The organism is Lacimicrobium sp. SS2-24 (genome assembly GCF_002201535.1).
Lineage (GTDB): Bacteria > Pseudomonadota > Gammaproteobacteria > Enterobacterales > Alteromonadaceae > Lacimicrobium.
Genome location: NZ_NIWW01000004.1, coordinates 34,226 through 53,278, shown reverse-complemented (window position 1 = coordinate 53,278; position 19,053 = coordinate 34,226). Strand labels below are relative to the sequence as shown.

Here is a 19,053-nt window from a genome sequence, read left to right as displayed (position 1 = left end):
GTTATTATCGCGCCCGAAATTTACACCATCCGAGCCTGATTTGAGCTGTCTGTCTGTCAACAATCTCAGTTGTGTCAAACGTGATCGTGTCCTGTTCGAAGGTCTCGACTTTACTGTTCAGTCGGGGCAGCTTCTGCATATTCAGGGGCCCAATGGGGCCGGTAAAACCAGTTTGCTGAGAATTCTGGTGGGGCTGGCCGAATCTGAGTCCGGCCAGGTATTGTGGGACCAGCAACGCATTCAGGATGTGACCCAGGATTTTGCAGGCCAGCTTATTTATTGTGGTCACAAATATGCCGTTAATCACCATTTGAGCGGTGCTGAGAATCTGAAATATTGGTGCCGGATGCAAGGTCTCGCTGAGGATGTCGATATTTTTGCCGTTCTCGATGAGCTGGGACTGGTGGGGCTGGAAACCTTGCCTGCCGGTCAGCTTTCTGCCGGACAGCAGCGGCGTATTGCGCTGGCCAGGTTATGGCTGAAACCCGCCAGCTTATGGGTGTTAGACGAACCTTTCACGGCACTCGATAGCAGCGCCATCAGATTACTCAGTGAGAAAATGGAACAGCACCTTAAAAACGAGGGCTTGATTATTCTGACATCACATCAGCCTCTTGCGTTGTCTCACCCGGTTCGCACCTTGCAGCTGGAGTATCGATTATGAAAGCTGCACTCGGGGCCCTGCTGGGCAGAGAACTGGCGTTAGCGTTCAGGCAAAAAGGTGAGCTGTTACAGCCGCTGGTGTTTTTTATTTTGGTTATCAGCTTGTTTCCCCTGGGCGTCGGTCCGGGGCCGCAAACATTGCAAAAAATTGGCCCCGGAGTGATCTGGGTAGCGGTATTGCTGGCTTCCTTACTGGGCATGGAGCGATTGTTCCGGGATGACTTTAATGATGGTTGGCTGGAGCAGATGAGCCTCTCTGCGGTGCCGCTGACACTGGTGGTACTCATCAAGGTCATGGCGCACTGGTTAACCTGTGTGTTGCCGCTGCTGCTGATTTCTCCGTTACTCGCCTTATTCCTGCACCTGACCGCTGATATGTACAAGGCGCTGCTGATGACACTGATATTGGGCACCCCTTTGTTGAGTCTGGTTGGAGCCACCGGTGTGGCACTGACAACGGGCCTGCAACGGGGCGGGGTGCTGCTGTCGCTGCTGTTGCTGCCGTTGTTCATCCCGTTATTGATTTTTGCCACCTCGGCGGTAGATGCAGCGGCGTTACAACTTTCTTATAATGGTCAGCTTGCCATCATCGCCGCACTGCTGCTGCTTGCATTGGCGTTAACCCCTTTTGCCACAGCCTATGCGCTGCGTGTGGTACAGGGCTGAACAATCCCGGACAATGAGAAGGTAGTAGTTACTATGTGGAAATGGTTACATCCTTATGCGAAGTCGGAAAAGGCTTTTGAGTTGTGCGCCAGATTGCTGCCATGGCTGAGTATCAGTGCCATTGTCATTCTGGCTACAGGTACCCTGTGGGGGTTGATGTTCGCGCCAGCCGATTATCAGCAGGGCGATTCTTTTCGCATTATCTATATCCACGTACCCTCCGCCATTCTATCCATGGGGGTATACAGCGCTATGGCAGTGGCGGCGCTGGTGGGACTGGTATGGCAGCTTCGCACAGCGACCATGGCCGTAGCGGCTATTGCACCGGTCGGGGCCGTGCTGACCTTTATTGCCTTGTTTACCGGTGCCGCCTGGGGTAAACCCATGTGGGGGACCTGGTGGGTGTGGGATGCGCGCCTGACCTCTGAATTGATCCTGTTGTTTCTCTACCTTGGCGTCATGGCATTGTATCAGTCTTTCGATGACAAACAGCAGGGCGGCAAGGCCGCCGGAGTGATGGCCCTGGTAGGCGTGGTGAATCTGCCCATTATTCATTTCTCGGTAGAATGGTGGAATACCCTGCATCAGGGCGCCACCATCACCAAGTTTGGTAAGCCTTCTATCGCGCCAGAAATGTTGTGGCCTTTATTGTTGTGTATTCTGGGGCTGGCCCTGGCGTCTGCGGCATTGAGTGTGTACCGCTTCCAGAGTGAGTTAATGCGCCGAGAGATACACCGGCCCTGGGTACAGGCGCAGGCGAGAAAGGAGCATAGCGATGCAGTTTGAGAGTTGGTCCGAATTCTGGGCAATGGGCGGGTACGGCTTTTTTGTATGGCTGGCCTTCGGTGTCAGCCTGCTGGCCCTGATCGGATTGATCCTACAAAGCCGACTGGCCCGTAAGCAGGTGCTAAGGACAATTTTACAGGAACAGCAGCGCCAAAAACGTATACAGGCCAGTCGTAGCAAACAGGTAAAAGGCAACAAAGCATGAATCCAAGACGTAAACAACGATTACTGGCCGTGTCTGCGGTGGTGCTGGTGGTGGCATCGGCAATCGGGCTGATGCTGTACGCTCTCGGCCAGAACATTGATCTTTTCTATACCCCCTCTGAAATTGTGCAGGGGAAAAAGGGTGTGAAACCTCAGGTCGGACAGCGACTGCGTGTGGGCGGTATGGTGGTGGAAGGCTCTGTACGTCGCGACGCTGACAGTCTGGCGGTGAGCTTCGATCTGGTTGATACCGGCCCGACTATTACCGTGAGTTACCAGGGCATACTGCCGGATCTTTTCCGTGAGGGACAGGGGATTGTTGCAACCGGATATCTGACCCAGGCCAATCATATCCAGGCGGAAGAAGTGCTGGCCAAACATGATGAAGAATATATGCCCCCTGAGCTTGCTGAGGCGATGAAAGGGATCAAGCATGTCAAACCCTCAGAAGCAGGTTATTAGGAGTCCGTTTAGATGTTAGCCGAGCTTGGACATTTTTCGCTGGTACTGGCTTTGCTGATGGCCATACTACTGGCTATCTATCCGCTTTGGGGGGCACAACGAGGGAATGCGGCACTGATGGCGACTGCGCGTCCGCTTGCCCTTGGAACGTTTTTATTTACCGCCTTTTCCTATTTTTGCCTGAGCTGGGCTTTTTTCGAGAATGATTTCTCGGTGGCCTATGTGGCCCATAACTCAAACACCTTGTTACCCTGGTACTACCGTCTGACGGCGGTATGGGGCGGACACGAAGGCTCATTCCTGCTGTGGGTGCTGATTTTTTCAGTATGGACCGTAGCAGTCGCGCTGTTCAGTAGGAGTATCCCTCAGGAAATCCTGTCCCGGGTGCTGGGGGTGCTGGGGTTGGTGGGTGTCGGGTTTTACCTGTACATGCTGCTGGCCTCGAATCCTTTTGAGCGCTTATTGCCCTTCTTCCCCGTGGATGGACGGGACTTGAATCCTCTTTTGCAGGATTTTGGCATGATTATCCATCCACCCTTGCTATACATGGGCTATGTGGGCTTTTCTGTGGTCTTTGCCTTTGCTATTGCCGCCCTGATTGCCGGTCGGCTGGATTCCACCTGGGCACGATGGTCCCGACCCTGGACGCTGGCAGCCTGGGTGTTTCTGACGCTGGGAATTGCACTGGGCAGCTGGTGGGCTTACAAAGAACTTGGCTGGGGTGGCTGGTGGTTCTGGGACCCGGTAGAGAATGCATCCTTTATGCCCTGGTTGGTGGGCACGGCGTTGCTGCATTCTCTGGCAGTCACCGAAAAGCGCAAAGTATTTAAATCCTGGACCGTGCTGCTGGCCATCTCGGCTTTCTGTCTGAGTCTGCTGGGCACTTTCTTGGTGCGTTCTGGGATACTCGTTTCGGTGCATTCTTTTGCCTCAGACCCGACGCGCGGCCTGTTTATTCTTGCGTTGTTGATGCTGGTGATTGGCGGCTCGTTGTTGTTGTATGCGTTGCGGGCCCCCCAGCTGCGCAGTATCGGCCGTTATCAGTTGCTCTCCAGAGAGATGATGTTAATCGGCAACAATATCCTGCTCAGTGCCGCCACGCTGGTGGTGCTATTGGGGACCCTGTTGCCGCTGGTGCATAAGGAACTGGGCCTGGGTTCTATCAGTATCGGCGCGCCCTTTTTTGATCAGATGTTTGTCTATCTGGTTGTTCCTTTTGTGTTTTTACTGGCCATGGGGCCGCTGAGTCGGTGGAAGCAGCAGAGTCTGAGCGCGCTGCGCAGTCAGGTTTTGCAGGCGCTGCTGATAAGCATTGGTGCTGCTTTGCTGTTATCACTGGGCACAGACCCGTTTTCTTATATGGCCACTCTTGGTCTGCTATTGAGCTTGCTGATTGTGGTGACAACCGTCCAGGAAATCCGCCAGCGACTGGCAGGTGACGGTGAGGTTCTGGTCCAGCTGAAGAAGCTGACACCCAGTCATTGGGGCATGGTGCTGGGACATCTTGGCTTTGCGGTTATGATTATCGGTATTGCCATGGTCACCAGCTTCAGTATCGAACGTGACGTGCGTATGAGTCCGGGCGACAGTATTGACCTGGCCGGGTATACCTTTCGTCTGGATGGCGTCAAGCCGCTACAGGGGCCCAATTATACCGGCCATGTTGCCATTATGGATATCTATCAAAATGGTGAAAAGTACAGTCATGTGGAAGCCGAGAAGCGCTTTTATACGGTGCAGCGGTCTGTGATGACTGAGGCGGCCATTGATGTCGGGGTAACTCGTGACTTATATGTGGCACTTGGTGAGCAGCTGAATAATGGGGCCTGGGCGCTAAGGGTATATGTGAAACCCTTTATTCGCTGGATCTGGGCCGGAGCCCTGTTAATGGCGATAGGAGGCTGTTTGTCCTTATCTGACAAACGTTACCGTCTCAAAAAGCGGGCCCATGACCCGGTATCAGCCACAAGCGAACGCGTACAGGAGGCATGCTAATGAAAAAGCTGGGATTGTTTTTGCTGCCTCTTTTGCTGTTTTTACTGGTGAGCGTGTTTTTATTGCAAGGGCTTTTTTCCGACCCTACAGCGCGCCAGTCCAGTCTGCTCAACAGACCCGTACCTGAATTTTCCCTGGCGGATGTGATGGACGACAGCGTGCGCTATGGTCCAGAGGTCTTTGCCGGTGAAGTGACGCTGCTCAATGTGTGGGGAACCTGGTGCGTGACCTGTGCTTATGAACTGCCTTTTCTGACCGGCCTGAGGGAGCAAGGGGTGCGCATTGTCGGATTATATTACGAGCAGGACCTTGACCCCGATTTTGGTGCCAAGTCGGTGAGTCAGATTCGACAGGATATTCATAAGACATTGGGTCAATGGGGTAACCCTTACGCTTTCAATATTTTTGATCAACAGCGCAGTTTATCCCTGGATTTGGGCGTTTCAGGTGCCCCGGAAACCTTTCTCATCGATGCTGAAGGGAAAATCAGACTCCACCACATTGGTGATGTGAATGAACGTGTGTGGCAGGAGAAGTTCTTGCCTGTATATGAACAAGTTAGTGACAATGTCGCAGCGCTTAAGGAGTCGGGTGAATGAGGTGGTACGCCGGTCTTTTACTGATACTGAGCCTGAGCCCGAGCCTCCAGGCCGTTCAGGAGGTTTACGAGTTCGATAAACCGGCGCAACGAGAGGTCTTTCAGCGATTGTCTGAGAATCTTCGTTGCCCTAAATGCCAGAATCAGAACATTGCCGATTCTAATGCCCTGGTTTCCCAGGACATGAAGCGCAAAGTGTACGAGTTGATAAAAAAGGGATATAGCGAGCAACAGGTCATTGACTATATGAAGCAACGTTATGGGGATTTTGTTTACTATCAGCCGCCACTCAATCCTCTGACATTAATGCTGTGGATGGGACCGGTTTTGTTTATGGGGCTGGTGTTGGTGGTCCTGATACGGCGGCGTAAAACACAGGAAAAAGGCTTCGATAAAGCGATGCTGGCAAAGGCCGAAAAGTGGCTGGAGGATGATAAGTGATAGTGTTCTGGGGTGTGGCCTGCGCATTTTTTCTGTTTGCTTTGGTACTGATTGCCTGGCCATGGCTGTTCAGCCGACAAAAAGAGAACGGCGCAGATAGTCAGGCGCTGAATGTGCAACTGACCCGCGAGCGGCTCAGTGAATTGCAGCGGGAAGCGGATGAGGGGCTGATCAGCCGGGAGGATCAGCGCCAGGCTGAGCTGGAACTTAAACTGGCCCTGGCTCAGGAGCAAGGTGCGGTCACCTTAACAGGCAAGCGTTTTTCGTTGCCGGTAGTGGTAACAGGATTGTTGGTCGCATTGCTTGTGGCAGCGGGAAGCTATTGGAAAGCGAATGAGATCGGAGCCTTAATGCACTGGCAGGAGGCTAACAGTCGTCTTGCTGAGTTGGGTAAGCGGGTAGTGGTGGAAGCCGACCCGAGTATTTCAGCCGAGGAGTTACAGACCTTCGCGCTGGCCTTAAGAACACGCCTGTGGCACCAGCCTGAAGCCCCTGAAGGCTGGTTATTATTAGGGCGCTTGCATGCCAGCCTGAATCGCTTTGATTCTGCCATAGAAGCCTATGAAAAGTCGTTGCAGCTGGATCCACAACGCGCCAGCGCAAGGATGAGTCTGGCTCAGGCCTTGGTAATGACCGCGCAAGAAAACAACCTCAGGCGCGCGCTGGCATTACTGAATGAGCTCATCGCAACGGAGCCGGACAATCACAGTGCCATCGGATTGAGGGCGATTGCTGCAACGCAACTTGGTGACAACCAAAAAGCCCTCGACAGCTGGCGGCAGCTTCAACAACAGTTACCGGTCAGCGACCCTATGTATGCCTCGGTGCAAGAGCGCATTGCTGAACTGAGTGGGCCCGATAACGACGACGCTACGTCACTGACAGTTGAGGTCAGTATTACACCGGCCCTTAAAGAAAAACTACCTGCGCAAGGGTATTTAATTGTATTTGCCCGCGATCCCCAGCGCGGGAATATGCCTGCTGCGGTTATCAGGCAGCCGCTGACTGATTTACCGGTCAGTCTTACCCTGAGTGACGACAATGCGATGCTAGCCGATTATCGTTTGTCAGACCTGCATCAGGCCGAGCTGATTGCACGTATCTCCGAAGATGCCGATGTCAGCGCGATGGCCGGTGAGCTTGAGGGGCACATTCAGGTTAGCCTTGCATCCGGTACCCAAATGCTTGAGAAGATTGTGATAAATAAGGAAATTGAATGACTAAACTGATACCCATGCTGCTGCCGTTGCTGTTTATATTGGCGGGCTGTGCATCCGCCCCGCAAGTAGAACAGCAGGCTGGGCAGAATGCTTCCTCCATCAGCCAGACCAACGCCCCTGCTCCTGTATCGGGGGAGGCGATTAATGATCCTCTGGAAGACTTCAATCGGGCTGTATGGACCTTTAACTGGGAGTACCTCGACCCTTACCTATTGAGACCGATGGCCGTGGCCTATGCCGAATACATGCCCGGCTTTGCCCGCACGGGGCTGCTCAACGCTGCCGTTAATCTCGAAGAGCCGGTCAATTCGGTGAATAACCTGTTACAAGGTAAAGTGGGCGAGTCCATGGTCAGCATCGGACGCTTTGTAGTAAATTCGACCCTGGGTCTGTTAGGCACCATTGATGTGGCCAGCGACATGGGGCTTAACCGTGAAGAAGAGGAATTTGAAGAAGTGCTGGGTGTTTGGGGAGTGGGAGCAGGCCCTTACCTGATGTTGCCTGCTCTTGGCCCCAGAGATGTCAGAGGTGGCGCCAGCATGGTAGTCGACTCTGCCTATTTCCCTCTGGACGATTTAAGCTGGCAGTTGAGTCTGGCGAGGCGACTGATTAAGGCGCTGGAAACCCGCGTGTCACTGATTCAGCAGGAAGAGCTGATTAACAATGCCGTTGACCCTTATGCCATGGTGCGCAATATCTACCTGCAAAACCTTGAATACAGAATTAAAGATGGTGAGGTAGAAAAGTCAGAGCAAGAAGCAGAGCTTGAAGAAGATATCGATGCGTATCTGGAGGGCCTGTGACGGTTTTTTGCATTGACTTGTCCGGTAAATGCCTCACCATATAGCCAGGTGTTACGCGTTGTGGAAAATTCCGGGCGCGTATTAAACATTGCACAACAAAAAATAGCAGATGGGATCAGGACGCAGTTATGGAGCTAAAAGATTTAAGGGTTGCCGTTATCGGTCTGGGTTACGTTGGCCTGCCACTGGCAGCGGAATTCGCAAAAAAGCGCAGCGTCATTGGCTTTGATATCAATGCCCGACGTATCGCTGAGCTTAAGAAAGGCGTGGACGCAACCCTTGAGGTTTCCTCTGAGGAACTGCAACAAGCCAAGAAGTTGAGTTTCACCGATCAGCTGGAGGAACTTAAACAGGCAAATGTGTTTATCGTCACCGTTCCGACACCGATTGACAGTTTTAAGCGCCCTGATTTGACACCTTTGATAAAAGCCAGTGAAACCATTGGTAAAGTGCTCAAAGCCGGTGACATCGTGATCTATGAGAGTACGGTTTATCCTGGCGCCACCGAAGAAGACTGCGTGCCGGTACTGGAGCGGGTGTCGGGGCTGACATTTAATAAAGACTTCTACGCAGGCTATAGTCCTGAGCGGATAAACCCCGGTGATAAAGAGCACCGTGTCTCCACCATTAAGAAAGTGACGTCTGGTTCAACGCCGGAGATAGCGGAACTGGTGGATTCTCTGTATCGAGAGATCATCACCGTAGGTACCCATAAAGCCAGTACTATCAAGGTGGCCGAAGCGGCTAAGGTCATCGAGAACACCCAACGGGATGTGAATATTGCGTTGATCAATGAGCTTGCCATCATCTTCAATCAACTCGGCATCGATACACTCGAAGTATTGGAAGCCGCCGGTACCAAGTGGAACTTTTTGCCGTTTCGTCCGGGCCTGGTGGGGGGCCACTGCATCGGTGTGGATCCCTATTACCTTACCCATAAGGCGCAGGCCATTGGCTATCACCCCGAAATGATTCTGGCGGGGCGTCGTCTTAATGACGGCATGGGTAAGTACGTGGTGTCTGAGCTGGTCAAATGTATGATCCAAAAGGGTATCCAGGTGCAACAGGCAAAGGTGCTGCTATTAGGCCTGACGTTTAAAGAAAACTGTCCAGATCTGCGTAACACTCGTGTTGTGGATATTGTCAGTGAACTCAGTGAATATGGCGCCAGTGTTGAGATTTACGATCCCTGGGCGAATGCCGAGGAAGCGATGCATGAATATGGTCTGGAATTACTCAAGCGCCCCTCTGAAAATGCATATGATGCGGTGATCCTGGCGGTTGCGCACAATGAATTCCGGCAATATGACCGGGCTACCTTCGATCGTTTATGTAAGGAAAAGCGCGTCATTTACGACCTCAAATACGCGCTGGATAAATCACTGACAGACAGGAGACTATGATGGTCATGGAACGCTATCAAAAGGTACTCACAGAGCTTAAGCAACAGCCTCAGGTTTGGTTGGTTACCGGTGCGGCAGGCTTTATCGGCTCAAATCTTGTGGAAGCCCTGCTCAAAGCTAATCAACAGGTAGTTGGGCTGGATAACTTTGCAACCGGTCATCAGCGAAATCTGGACGAAGTCAAAGCGCTGGTAGGAGAAAGTGGCTGGAAGAATTTTCGTTTTATCGAAGGAGACATTCGCGATAAAGCGGTTTGCAGAGATGCGGTCAAAGGTGTCGATCGGGTATTGCATCAGGCCGCGTTGGGGTCGGTGCCCCGTTCTTTAAACGATCCGATTACCTCTAACGAGGTGAATATCAGCGGCTTTTTAAACATGCTCAGTGCCGCCAAGGAAGAGGGGGTTAAAGCTTTTGTCTATGCGGCGTCCAGTTCCACTTATGGGGATCACCCGGCATTGCCCAAAGTGGAAGAGAACATCGGCAAGCCGTTATCGCCCTATGCTGTCACTAAATACGTCAATGAGCTGTATGCCGATGTGTTTGACCGGGCTTATGGGTTTAAGAGCACCGGATTGCGCTACTTTAATGTGTTCGGGCGTCGTCAGGATCCCGATGGCGCCTATGCGGCTGTGATTCCCAAATGGACAGCGGCCATGAACCACGGTGAAGACGTATTCATCAATGGTGACGGCGAGACCAGTCGCGATTTCTGTTATATCGATAATGTGGTGCAGATGAATATCCTTGCTGCGATGACGCCACTGAAAAACAGTGAAGTGTTTAATGTGGCGTTGGGTGACCGAACCACCCTGAATCAGCTGTTTCAGGCGATCAAAGATGCGTTGGCTGAACAGGGCGTCGCCTACACGAAAAAGCCGGTTTACCGTGATTTCAGAGCCGGTGATGTGCGCCATTCTCAGGCGGATGTCAGCAAAGGACAGAGCTTGCTCGGCTATGATCCGCAGTTTCGCATTTTCGACGGTATCAGTCTGACCATGCCCTGGTATGTCAAAAACGTCTGAAGCCAACAGAGAAGGGGCCGTCAGTGGCCCCTGTACAGCGCCAACGCTCCCCCTCATATCCTTAGTCAAAATCTCGACATGTTCACAAAATTCCACTATAAGTTATTGTATTTAAAGCCTAATTAAAGGTGGCATCAGTATTGCTTTAATCAGTCCAAAGTATCTTTAACTGTCAAAAATCAGTTTTCTTTGGAGCACAACCATGGAAATTAAAGCCGACTCTCTTTACAGCCAGTTACAGGCGCTGGCCAGTGAGGCCAACAGTGGCCTGGGTCAAGCACAGCCCTTGGTGACCAATCCCAGTTCACAGAATTTTGGCGATATGCTCAAAGAAGCATTAGGAACGGTGAACAGCATGGGATGGGAGTCTCGTGACGCGCAACGCGCCTTTGAGATGGGCGATCCCAACCTGAGCATGGCGGACGTCATGATTACCAAGGAAAAGGCCGGTATCGCCTTTGAAGCCACGGTGCAGGTGCGCAATAAAGTGCTGGAAGCCTATAAAACCATCATGAACATGCCGGTGTAAGCCAGAACGTATCGATTTTAACTATGCCAATCTATCTGTGCCGCCGATCAGGCGCAGATATGCCGAGGAGATAACAGGTGGCTGAAGCAACAAGTACTGAGTTAGCCGTATCCGGTGATAACAATCTGGATGATGATACTCAGGAACAAAAATCGGGGTTTGTTGACGGTCTCGGCGGCCTGGATCTGCTGCGTCAGATTACCTTGATTGTGGCCCTGGTAATATGTGTGGCGATCGCGGTGTTTATTGTCATCTGGGCCAGAGAGCCTGATTTCAGACCGCTGGCAAAAATGCCCACAGAAGAGTTGATTGAAACCCTCGATTATCTGGATCTGAATCAGATTGAATATCGCCTCGATGGCAACGTCATTTACGTTAACGAAAATCAATATCAGGACATCAAACTGGGCATGACCCGACAGGGGATATCACAGGAACCCTCTGCCGGCACCGATATTATCATGCAGGACATGGGGTTTGGTGTCAGTCAGCGGGTAGAGAAAGAGCGTCTTAAACATGCCCGTGAGCAACAGATTGCCCGCACCATAGAGAGTATCAGTGCGGTAACCCGTGCCAATGTCTTGTTGGCCATGCCTAAAGAAAGTGTGTTTGCCAGGGTCGAGAAAAAACCCAGTGCCACCGTGGTCGTTACCCTCAAACGGGGCTCAGTGCTGTCTGGTCAGGAAGTGGACGCACTGGTTGATATTGTTGCTTCTGCCGTGCAGGGGATGGAGCCAAACCGCGTCACCGTCACCGATAGCAATGGTCGTTTGCTCAACTCAGGCTCTCAGGATGCGGAGTCAGCGCGGGCGCGCAAAGAATATGAAATTGAACAGCGCCGTGAAGCGGAAACCCTGTCAAAAATCGACTCTATCCTTATTCCCGTGCTGGGGCTGGGCAACTATACCGCTCAGGTCGATGTCAGCATGGACTTCACTTCGGTGGAGCAAACCCAGAAACGTTATAACCCTGATTTACCTGCGGTTCGCAGTGAAATGACCGTAGAGGATAATACCGTAGGCGGCATTGCTGCTGGTATCCCCGGCGCATTGACCAATCAGCCGCCGCTGGAGTCGGACATTCCAGAGGAAGCAAATGGTGGCGCTCAGGGCCGCTCGTTACCGGGCCGTTCTCACAAAGAAGCCACCCGCAACTATGAGTTAGACACCACCATCAGCCACACTAAACAGCAAACGGGCGTGGTCAGGCGTCTGAGTGTATCGGTGGCGGTGGACCATATTCAGCAAACCGCAGAGGATGGCACGACCTCAAATGTGCCTCGCAGTCAGGAAGAATTACTGAATATTCGTCGTTTGCTGCAAGGTGGCATTGGCTTTGATGTCACCCGTGGCGACTCGCTGGAAGTGGTCAGCATTCCGTTTAAACGTATCGAAGATATCGGTTTGGTGGAAACCCCCATCTGGGAGCAGGAATGGTTTATGCGGGCGCTGCGTCTGCTGGTGGGAGGTCTGGTTATTATGACCTTGATTCTGGCCATCGTACGCCCCATGCTTAAGAGACTGATTTACCCTGAAGACACGCACGAAGCAGACAGCTTTGATGCGGATGCCGGCCTGGATCTGGGCGATGAGACCATCAGCATGCTGTCGCAGGAGTTTGACGAAGGGCAGGTCGGCTTCAACTCAGATGGTTCATTGATGTTGCCAGATCTGCATAAAGATGAAGATGTGCTCAAAGCGGTGCGCGCCCTGGTGGCCAATGAGCCCGAGTTGTCTGCACAGGTGGTAAAAGGCTGGTTGATGCAGGATGAGTAATAATGGCAGCTAAACAAATGATTCAGGAACAGGAGCAGGAAGCGTCCGGCTACGATGTCAGTAAACTCGAGGGCGTGGAAAAAGCTGCTATGTTGCTACTCAGTCTGTCTGAGGAGGACGCGGCGCAGATCCTCAAACATCTGGAGCCCAAACAAGTGCAAAAACTGGGTTCGTCCATGGCCAGTATCGAGGACATGACCCAGAATAAAATCACCGCGGTGCACAAGCATTTTATCGAAGAAATTCAGAATTACAGCACCATTGGCTTCCAGAGCCAGGAATTTGTGAAAAAAGCTCTGACCGCGGCCTTGGGTGAGGATAAAGCCGCCAACCTCATCGATCAGATCCTGATGGGGGGTGGGGCCAAAGGACTGGATTCACTGAAGTGGATGGATTCCAAGCAGGTGGCGAGCATTATTCGTAATGAGCACCCGCAGATTCAGACCATTGTGTTGTCTTATCTGGAAGCTGAACAATCTGCTGAAATCATGGCCCAATTCCCTGAGAAAGTCAGACTGGATCTGATGATGCGTATCGCTAACCTCGAAGAGGTTCAACCCGCTGCCTTGCAGGAATTAAACGAGATTATGGAAAAACAATTTGCCGGTCAGGCCGGCGCTCAGGCTGCCAAGATGGGTGGTCTGAAATCTGCTGCAGATATCATGAACTATCTGGATACCAATATTGAAGGGCAGTTGATGGATGCCATCCGTGAGCAGGATGAAGAAATGAGTCAGCAGATTCAGGATCTGATGTTTGTCTTCGATAACCTGGCAGACGTGGATGACCGGGCGATTCAGACACTGCTTCGGGAAGTGCAGCAAGAGGCCCTGCTTAAAGCCATTAAAGGCGCCGATGACAACCTTAAAGATAAAATTACCAAGAACATGTCAAAACGTGCCGCCGAAATGCTACTGGATGATTTGGAGGCAATGGGACCGGTACGCATCAGTGAAGTGGAAGCGGCGCAAAAAGAAATTCTCTCTGTGGCGAGACGTCTTGCCGATGCAGGCGAAATTATGCTCGGAGGCGGCGGTGGTGATGAATTCCTGTAAGGGTATGACCATGGGCCTTCGCGCAACGGCTTTGAGGTTTCAGGTGGTATGACGGCTGATAAAGACGCGGTGGCAAAACAAAAAGAACAGGTGCGCTCCTGGGAACTGCCGTTTGTAGAAGACGAGAGTGAGATAGAGCCTGACAGAACGAACGCTTTAAACCGTACCAGCGACTGGAAATATGAACCTCCCGAGGAAGATGAGGAGGTGCTGCCACCGACGGCCAAAGAAATCGAAGAGATTCGCCACAATGCCTGGCAAGAGGGCTTTGAGCTGGGACAAAAGGAAGGCTTCGAAAAAGGCTATCAGGAAGGACAGGAAAAAGGTCTGGCTGAGGGTACCGAAAAGGGCCTTGAAGAAGGCAAGGCTGAGGGGTTGGAAGCTGCCAGGGAGCAGGTGGACAAACAACTTGCTGAGTGGCAAAGCCTGATTCAGCAGCTCGTTGAGCCAGTGGCAAAAGTGGACGACGAGCTGGAGAAAGAACTGGTTCAGTTGGCGGTATCTCTGGCCAGAGCGGTGATTCGCACAGAAGTACAAACCAATGACAAAGTGATTTTACAGGCCCTCAGCGAGGGACTCAAAGTGCTGCCTATTCAGGAGAAAGGCTACCAAATCCATTTACACCCGGAAGATGTTCAGCTGATTCGTGAGCATTTTTCTGCCACGGACATTGAGTCGCATAACTGGCAATTAATTGAAACCCCGGACATGACCCGCGGTGGTTGTGACATTGTTACCCAGAATAACGCCGTGGACTTATCGGTAGAAAGGCGGGTACGCCAGGTATTGGACACATTTTTACTCGAACAGGGCTTGTCTTCCGGCAGGCCCGAGCAGGATTAATTCTCCTATGACCGCTTCATTGCTCGAAAGAGTCCGTAAATACCAGACCCAGGTGCCCCAGGCACATGCCGTGGCAGCAGGAAAGCTGGTCCGGGGTATAGGCCTGACACTGGAGGCTGTAGGCTGTCAGATGCCGGTGGGCAGCCAGTGTCTGGTGCAGACGGTGGATGGCGAAATCGAAGCAGAAGTTGTCGGTTTTGCCGAATCGGTGACCTACCTCATGCCCACCGAAGCGGTGCGGGGTATTGTGCCGGGTTCAAGAGTGCAGCCTCTTGATCGTGAACCTGGCATTCCTGTGGGAATGGATCTGTTAGGCCGCGTGGTGGATGGCAATGGCAATCCGTTAGATGGCCTTGGCGCCATTGTGCCTGAAAAGCGCATTCCACTGTCTCGACCGCCTATTAATCCGCTGTTGCGCAGGCCCATTAAGCAGGCTCTGGATGTTGGCGTGCGGGCAATCAACTCGCTGATTACAGTGGGTGTGGGGCAGCGAATGGGGTTGTTTGCCGGCTCTGGTGTGGGTAAAAGCGTATTGTTGGGGATGATGACCCGAGGCACTTCTGCGGATGTGGTCGTGGTAGGACTGGTGGGTGAACGTGGCCGGGAGGTCAAAGAATTTATTCAGGACATCCTCGGCGAAGAAGAACGCAAGAAATCCGTAGTCGTGGCGGCGCCGGCTGACACCTCTCCGCTGATGCGCCTGAAGGGGTGTGAAACCGCCATAGCCATTGCCGAATACTTCCGAGATCAGGGTATGAATGTGCTGTTGCTGGTGGACTCGCTTACCCGTTATGCCATGGCACAGCGTGAAATCGCGCTGGCGGTGGGGGAACCACCGGCAACCAAAGGTTATCCCCCTTCAGTGTTTGCCCGTCTGCCGGCATTGGTGGAGCGGGCTGGCAATGGAAGCGGCAACCAGGGGGCGATCACGGCCTTTTTTACTGTACTGACTGAAGGCGATGATTTGCAGGACCCGGTGGCCGATTCTGCCAGGGCAATTCTTGATGGCCATGTGGTGTTATCGCGACGCCTGGCGGACAGTGGGCACTATCCGGCAGTGGATATAGAAGCCTCTATCAGCCGGGTGATGCCGATGGTCGTCAGTGCAGAACATGAAGCCTCTGCAAGACGCATCCGTCAGGTCTACTCAACCTATCAACAGAACCGTGACCTGATCAGTATTGGCGCTTATACCCAGGGTACCGATCCGCGTATCGATCTGGCGATTAAGGCCGAGCCGGTGATCAATAAATTTTTGCAGCAAGGTATGAAGCAGATTTTACCTTATGATGAGAGTCTCGAGAATATGACACAGTTGGCGCAGGGGTTAGGCGATGTCAACTAAGCAGCTTGAACAGGTGGCACAGTGGGAGCGCAGTAAAGAGGATAAGCTTGCTCAGGACTATTATCTGGCGCAAAAAAACGTTCAGGACAATCAGCGCAAACTGACCGGACTGCAAAGTTACCGGCTGGACTATCTGCGTCAATTGCAACAGCGTGCCAACAAGGGCTTGGGTGCCATGTCCTTCGGTCAGCATCAGGCCTTTATTGACAAGCTAGACAGTGCCTGCACACAGCAAACCCGGGTACTGGCGCAGGCCAGAGCCGCCGCCGAGCAGCGAAAAGGGCTGTGGTTAAAGCAGCAACAGAAAAGAAAAGCGGTGGAGATGCTGATCGACAAAAAACAGCAGCTACAGTTGCAGCGCGAAGCCCGCCAAGAGCAGGCCATGCTGGATGAGATTGCTACCCAGCGCTTTGTACGCAAACAGGCTTAATCTTTCTCATTCCTCCGTGCTAAGTCCCCCGCCTTTTACATGCGTGTGAATGGTGACTCAAAGACAAAATTGGTATTGGCTAATAACACTGGAACACTATTTGCAATCTTCATTGGCAAAGCCAGTCAGAGCGGTTCATCAGATACGCTGACTGGCGGTGTGAAAGGCTTTACCAGCGCAGGATTGCACGTACGCAGACCCGGTGGCTGAGTAAATCAGCAAGTAACGATTAACAGAGCGAATAGGCCCATGATGCAACATATTGCCGTATCCCGTCCTGAAATTGCCGCCAGTTCCATTGATGTGGCCAAGGTGGAGATCAAACCAGAGTCACAGGACGGATTTTCGCGCCATTTGCAGCAGCAGCGGGATGACTATTCGGCTGCAGAACAAGCTCATCGTCATCAGTCAGAGCAGCGTCAGCGCAGGAAAACGCAGGAAAACAATACAGAGCGCCCGTCAGCCCACCATGTCCAGGATAAAAAGCAAGCTGAGGGCGCATCAGAGCCCCGGCATGAGAACGAGGCGGCTGGTACTAAACGTTCGCAAAAGACATCAGGTGACGAACATCGCCCGACCGATAAGCGGTCTGAAGACTATGCTCGGGAAAAGACGGAACCTGTGGCAAAGGCCGATGATACGGTGAAAAAGCCGTCTGAGGATCGTCAGGTATCAGAAGAAAACGCCGCCAAAGAACCGCTTGTCCAACACACTGAGACAGCAGCGGACAAAGGGGAAACCGCTGAGAATGAAGAACAACAGGCTCAGCAATGGTTGGAGCTGGTGCATAAGCTGGTGAGCCAATCCCAGTCAGACAGTGCTGAGACGACAGAAGGTAAAGCGGAACACAGTTCGCTGACAGATACCTCCTCGCAAACCTTAAGTGACCAACATAAAGCATTGCTGGAAAAGTGGGGGCTGGATGCCGAAAAGGTTCAGCAACACGCTATCAGTGAGGACAAGCTGAATGAATTGCAGGCTTTACTGAATCAGTCTCAGGGGCAAGAGCAGGCCGCTGATGAGTTGGGCGCGCAGGTGCTGGCCCTGTTGCTGGCCAATGAAAAATCCATGGCGGGTAAGCCTGTCGATGGTGACGCACGGCTGGCTGCCGCGCAGAATCAGGTGCTGCAATCCGGGAAGGAAGGATCTTCAGATTCCGCTGCCAGTAAAGCCCGCAAACTGTTAGATGTGCTCGAGCATGAATCCAAACCGGCGCAGTTGAGGCCTTTGGCGGAGCAAAGCGCGATAAAGGTGACCGAGGAGCTCACCGCATCATCTTCATTGCCGGCAAGTAATGTGGCACCGATGGTGGACAAGCCTAAAACAGGTAATGAACCCAAAGATACCCTTAAAACAAGCATGACACTGGAGCAGCTAGCCCGTTTGCCTGAGCCAGAATTAGACAAGACCTTGCAGAAACTGGCTGAACAATTACCCGTCAAAGACGGTGATGCTGTCGTGGTTAATCGCTTTATCGACAACCTCAAAGCCGGAATTGAAGAGTTTAAGCAGCAGCGTCAGCAGGGCAGAGAGCCGGGACTCGATTTACAGTCTTTGGTGAGCCGGGCAATGAGCACCGAAACGACCGTGCAGCCTGAACAACAGCAAATGATGCAGGCCGTGAAACAATTGGCGGAAAGCATGCCTGCCTCAGCATCTGCAACCCGCAGTGAGGTGAATACACCTTTTGCGGTGTCGGCCGCCGCAGAGCGAGTCGCTGGAGCGGATATTCAGGCGGCTACGGAGTCTGCCAAGACTACCGCCAATACGGTAATGGAACGGGCGGTGAACATCGCCCGGCCTGAAGCGGCGGGACAACTGGCCGAACGGGTCAGGATGCTGGTAAATCAGGGTAACATGAGTGCAGATATCCGTTTGGACCCGCCGGATTTAGGCAGCATGCAAATTCGAATCAGCATGAACGGTGAACAGGCCAGTGTCAGTTTTGTGGTGCAGTCACAACAGGCCCGGGACATGCTCGATCAAGCTGTTCCGCGCCTCAGAGACATGTTAGCAGAGCGGGGAATTGAATTAGGCCAGTCTTCCGTTGAGCAGCAGAACAAAGGTGGCGCTGAAGGTGATGCCCAGCAACAAGGGAAGGGGCGTTTAGCCAACACCGAAGATGAACTGACGGAGCAGGCAGGCGCTCAGCAGGGGCAGGAAATTCGCCTCGCCAATGGTGCTTTAGGTGGAATTGACTACTTTGTGTAAAAGAAGTTTGCTTTAACGGTGAGCCCTTGCGGATAATGGTAGCAAGGTGTAACTGAACTGAGAGAAACATGGCTGAAAAAGAACTTGAACTGGAAGACGGTGGCAGTAAGAAGAAGCTGATTCTGATCATCGTTGTGGCGCTGGTGCTGATTGGTGGCGGTGTGGGAGCCTGGATGTTTATGGGCGGTGACGAGGCCGCTACTGAGGAGCAGCCTATGAGCAGTACGGCGTCCTCATCAGACAGCAACAGCGGTGCACCTGCGGCATCAACAGCGCAGATGGGAACGGCGCTGTATGTGGCCATGCCACGTCCTTTTGTGTTCAATGTGCCTGGTTCAGGAAGGGATCGGATTGTAGAGATAAAGGTTCAGTTACTGGTACGCGGGCCCGATAACGAAGAAACGGCCAAGATGCATATTCCCATGATTGAAGGCACGTTACTTAAGGTATTCAGCTCTGCCAATGCCGATGATCTGGTCACAGAAGCAGGTAAGGCGGCGATCAGAGAGCAGGCTGTGAAGGAAGTGAAAGCGGCAATGAAAGAAATTACCGGCAGGGAAGTGGTATCGCAGGTGTTATTCACCGGTTTTGTTATGCAATAG

The 19,053-nt window shown here is 52.5% G+C and carries 20 protein-coding genes; all 20 read left to right on the top strand.

Annotated features, from left to right (window positions below):
• Nucleotides 1–40: 40 nt before the first annotated feature.
• The 20 genes from ccmA (at nucleotide 41) to fliL (ending at nucleotide 19,053) form a co-directional block, all read left to right on the top strand.
• Nucleotides 41–664, top strand: a complete 624-nt coding sequence (gene ccmA, locus CCY32_RS08575; RefSeq protein WP_088330423.1) for a cytochrome c biogenesis heme-transporting ATPase CcmA — start codon at nucleotides 41–43, stop codon at nucleotides 662–664.
• The gene (gene ccmB, locus CCY32_RS08570) at nucleotides 661–1,329 is read left to right on the top strand and encodes a heme exporter protein CcmB (protein ID WP_088330210.1); all 669 of its coding nucleotides are present in this window, start codon (nucleotides 661–663) and stop codon (nucleotides 1,327–1,329) included. The genes ccmA and ccmB overlap by 4 nt, the downstream gene beginning before the upstream one ends.
• 33 nt (nucleotides 1,330–1,362) lie before the next feature.
• Nucleotides 1,363–2,115 (top strand): heme ABC transporter permease, encoded by a 753-nt coding sequence (locus CCY32_RS08565; RefSeq protein WP_088330209.1) that lies wholly within the window; start codon nucleotides 1,363–1,365, stop codon nucleotides 2,113–2,115.
• Nucleotides 2,105–2,320 carry a heme exporter protein CcmD gene (gene ccmD, locus CCY32_RS08560; protein ID WP_088330208.1) on the top strand — a complete coding sequence of 72 codons (216 nt, stop codon included), beginning with the start codon at nucleotides 2,105–2,107 and terminating at the stop codon, nucleotides 2,318–2,320. The genes CCY32_RS08565 and ccmD overlap by 11 nt, the downstream gene beginning before the upstream one ends.
• A complete protein-coding gene (gene ccmE / locus CCY32_RS08555) occupies nucleotides 2,317–2,781 on the top strand; it encodes a cytochrome c maturation protein CcmE (RefSeq protein WP_088330207.1) in 465 nt (154 codons plus the stop codon). Before ccmD ends, ccmE begins: the two co-directional genes overlap by 4 nt.
• 12 nt (nucleotides 2,782–2,793) lie before the next feature.
• On the top strand, nucleotides 2,794–4,776 hold the full coding sequence (locus CCY32_RS08550; protein WP_088330206.1) for a heme lyase CcmF/NrfE family subunit: 1,983 nt from the start codon (nucleotides 2,794–2,796) through the stop codon (nucleotides 4,774–4,776).
• Nucleotides 4,776–5,375 (top strand): DsbE family thiol:disulfide interchange protein, encoded by a 600-nt coding sequence (locus tag CCY32_RS08545; protein ID WP_088330205.1) that lies wholly within the window; start codon nucleotides 4,776–4,778, stop codon nucleotides 5,373–5,375. The genes CCY32_RS08550 and CCY32_RS08545 overlap by 1 nt, the downstream gene beginning before the upstream one ends.
• The gene (locus CCY32_RS08540; protein ID WP_088330204.1) at nucleotides 5,372–5,815 is read left to right on the top strand and encodes a cytochrome c-type biogenesis protein; all 444 of its coding nucleotides are present in this window, start codon (nucleotides 5,372–5,374) and stop codon (nucleotides 5,813–5,815) included. Before CCY32_RS08545 ends, CCY32_RS08540 begins: the two co-directional genes overlap by 4 nt.
• Complete coding sequence (gene ccmI / locus CCY32_RS08535; RefSeq protein ID WP_088330203.1) at nucleotides 5,812–7,035, top strand: c-type cytochrome biogenesis protein CcmI; 1,224 nt, start codon at nucleotides 5,812–5,814, stop codon at nucleotides 7,033–7,035. Before CCY32_RS08540 ends, ccmI begins: the two co-directional genes overlap by 4 nt.
• Entirely contained in the window at nucleotides 7,032–7,838 is an 807-nt protein-coding gene (locus CCY32_RS08530) for a VacJ family lipoprotein (protein ID WP_088330202.1), read from the top strand. Before ccmI ends, CCY32_RS08530 begins: the two co-directional genes overlap by 4 nt.
• 128 nt (nucleotides 7,839–7,966) lie before the next feature.
• On the top strand, nucleotides 7,967–9,241 hold the full coding sequence (gene tviB, locus CCY32_RS08525) for a Vi polysaccharide biosynthesis UDP-N-acetylglucosamine C-6 dehydrogenase TviB (RefSeq protein WP_088330201.1): 1,275 nt from the start codon (nucleotides 7,967–7,969) through the stop codon (nucleotides 9,239–9,241).
• Nucleotides 9,242–9,246: 5 nt separating this feature from the next.
• Nucleotides 9,247–10,263 (top strand): SDR family oxidoreductase, encoded by a 1,017-nt coding sequence (locus tag CCY32_RS08520; RefSeq protein ID WP_088330422.1) that lies wholly within the window; start codon nucleotides 9,247–9,249, stop codon nucleotides 10,261–10,263.
• 202 nt (nucleotides 10,264–10,465) lie between these two features.
• Nucleotides 10,466–10,792, top strand: a complete 327-nt coding sequence (fliE, locus tag CCY32_RS08515) for a flagellar hook-basal body complex protein FliE (RefSeq protein WP_088330200.1) — start codon at nucleotides 10,466–10,468, stop codon at nucleotides 10,790–10,792.
• A gap of 77 nt (nucleotides 10,793–10,869) precedes the next feature.
• Nucleotides 10,870–12,567, top strand: coding sequence for a flagellar basal-body MS-ring/collar protein FliF (gene fliF / locus CCY32_RS08510; protein ID WP_088330199.1), 1,698 nt, complete (start codon nucleotides 10,870–10,872; stop codon nucleotides 12,565–12,567).
• Between the two features lie 17 nt (nucleotides 12,568–12,584).
• On the top strand, nucleotides 12,585–13,622 hold the full coding sequence (fliG, locus tag CCY32_RS08505; RefSeq protein WP_088330421.1) for a flagellar motor switch protein FliG: 1,038 nt from the start codon (nucleotides 12,585–12,587) through the stop codon (nucleotides 13,620–13,622).
• Nucleotides 13,623–13,670: 48 nt separating this feature from the next.
• Entirely contained in the window at nucleotides 13,671–14,465 is a 795-nt protein-coding gene (gene fliH / locus CCY32_RS08500) for a flagellar assembly protein FliH (RefSeq protein WP_088330198.1), read from the top strand.
• A 7-nt stretch (nucleotides 14,466–14,472) separates the two neighbouring features.
• Nucleotides 14,473–15,810 carry a flagellar protein export ATPase FliI gene (gene fliI, locus CCY32_RS08495; protein ID WP_088330197.1) on the top strand — a complete coding sequence of 446 codons (1,338 nt, stop codon included), beginning with the start codon at nucleotides 14,473–14,475 and terminating at the stop codon, nucleotides 15,808–15,810.
• Complete coding sequence (fliJ, locus tag CCY32_RS08490; protein ID WP_088330196.1) at nucleotides 15,800–16,240, top strand: flagellar export protein FliJ; 441 nt, start codon at nucleotides 15,800–15,802, stop codon at nucleotides 16,238–16,240. Before fliI ends, fliJ begins: the two co-directional genes overlap by 11 nt.
• A 249-nt stretch (nucleotides 16,241–16,489) precedes the next feature.
• Complete coding sequence (locus CCY32_RS08485) at nucleotides 16,490–18,451, top strand: flagellar hook-length control protein FliK (protein ID WP_088330195.1); 1,962 nt, start codon at nucleotides 16,490–16,492, stop codon at nucleotides 18,449–18,451.
• Nucleotides 18,452–18,519: 68 nt separating this feature from the next.
• Complete coding sequence (fliL, locus tag CCY32_RS08480) at nucleotides 18,520–19,053, top strand: flagellar basal body-associated protein FliL (protein WP_088330194.1); 534 nt, start codon at nucleotides 18,520–18,522, stop codon at nucleotides 19,051–19,053.

Bases quoted from the DNA above. Each gene is read 5' to 3' on its own strand.
- ccmB (WP_088330210.1), top strand. From the start codon at position 661: ATGAAAGCTGCACTCGGGGCCCTGCTGGGCAGAGAACTGGCGTTAGCG.
- CCY32_RS08565 (WP_088330209.1), top strand. From the start codon at position 1,363: ATGTGGAAATGGTTACATCCTTATGCGAAGTCGGAAAAGGCTTTTGAG.
- ccmD (WP_088330208.1), top strand. From the start codon at position 2,105: ATGCAGTTTGAGAGTTGGTCCGAATTCTGGGCAATGGGCGGGTACGGC.
- ccmE (WP_088330207.1), top strand. From the start codon at position 2,317: ATGAATCCAAGACGTAAACAACGATTACTGGCCGTGTCTGCGGTGGTG.
- CCY32_RS08550 (WP_088330206.1), top strand. From the start codon at position 2,794: ATGTTAGCCGAGCTTGGACATTTTTCGCTGGTACTGGCTTTGCTGATG.
- CCY32_RS08545 (WP_088330205.1), top strand. From the start codon at position 4,776: ATGAAAAAGCTGGGATTGTTTTTGCTGCCTCTTTTGCTGTTTTTACTG.
- CCY32_RS08540 (WP_088330204.1), top strand. From the start codon at position 5,372: ATGAGGTGGTACGCCGGTCTTTTACTGATACTGAGCCTGAGCCCGAGC.
- CCY32_RS08530 (WP_088330202.1), top strand. From the start codon at position 7,032: ATGACTAAACTGATACCCATGCTGCTGCCGTTGCTGTTTATATTGGCG.
- tviB (WP_088330201.1), top strand. From the start codon at position 7,967: ATGGAGCTAAAAGATTTAAGGGTTGCCGTTATCGGTCTGGGTTACGTT.
- CCY32_RS08520 (WP_088330422.1), top strand. From the start codon at position 9,247: ATGGAACGCTATCAAAAGGTACTCACAGAGCTTAAGCAACAGCCTCAG.
- fliE (WP_088330200.1), top strand. From the start codon at position 10,466: ATGGAAATTAAAGCCGACTCTCTTTACAGCCAGTTACAGGCGCTGGCC.
- fliG (WP_088330421.1), top strand. From the start codon at position 12,585: ATGATTCAGGAACAGGAGCAGGAAGCGTCCGGCTACGATGTCAGTAAA.
- fliH (WP_088330198.1), top strand. From the start codon at position 13,671: ATGACGGCTGATAAAGACGCGGTGGCAAAACAAAAAGAACAGGTGCGC.
- fliI (WP_088330197.1), top strand. From the start codon at position 14,473: ATGACCGCTTCATTGCTCGAAAGAGTCCGTAAATACCAGACCCAGGTG.
- fliJ (WP_088330196.1), top strand. From the start codon at position 15,800: ATGTCAACTAAGCAGCTTGAACAGGTGGCACAGTGGGAGCGCAGTAAA.
- CCY32_RS08485 (WP_088330195.1), top strand. From the start codon at position 16,490: ATGATGCAACATATTGCCGTATCCCGTCCTGAAATTGCCGCCAGTTCC.
- fliL (WP_088330194.1), top strand. From the start codon at position 18,520: ATGGCTGAAAAAGAACTTGAACTGGAAGACGGTGGCAGTAAGAAGAAG.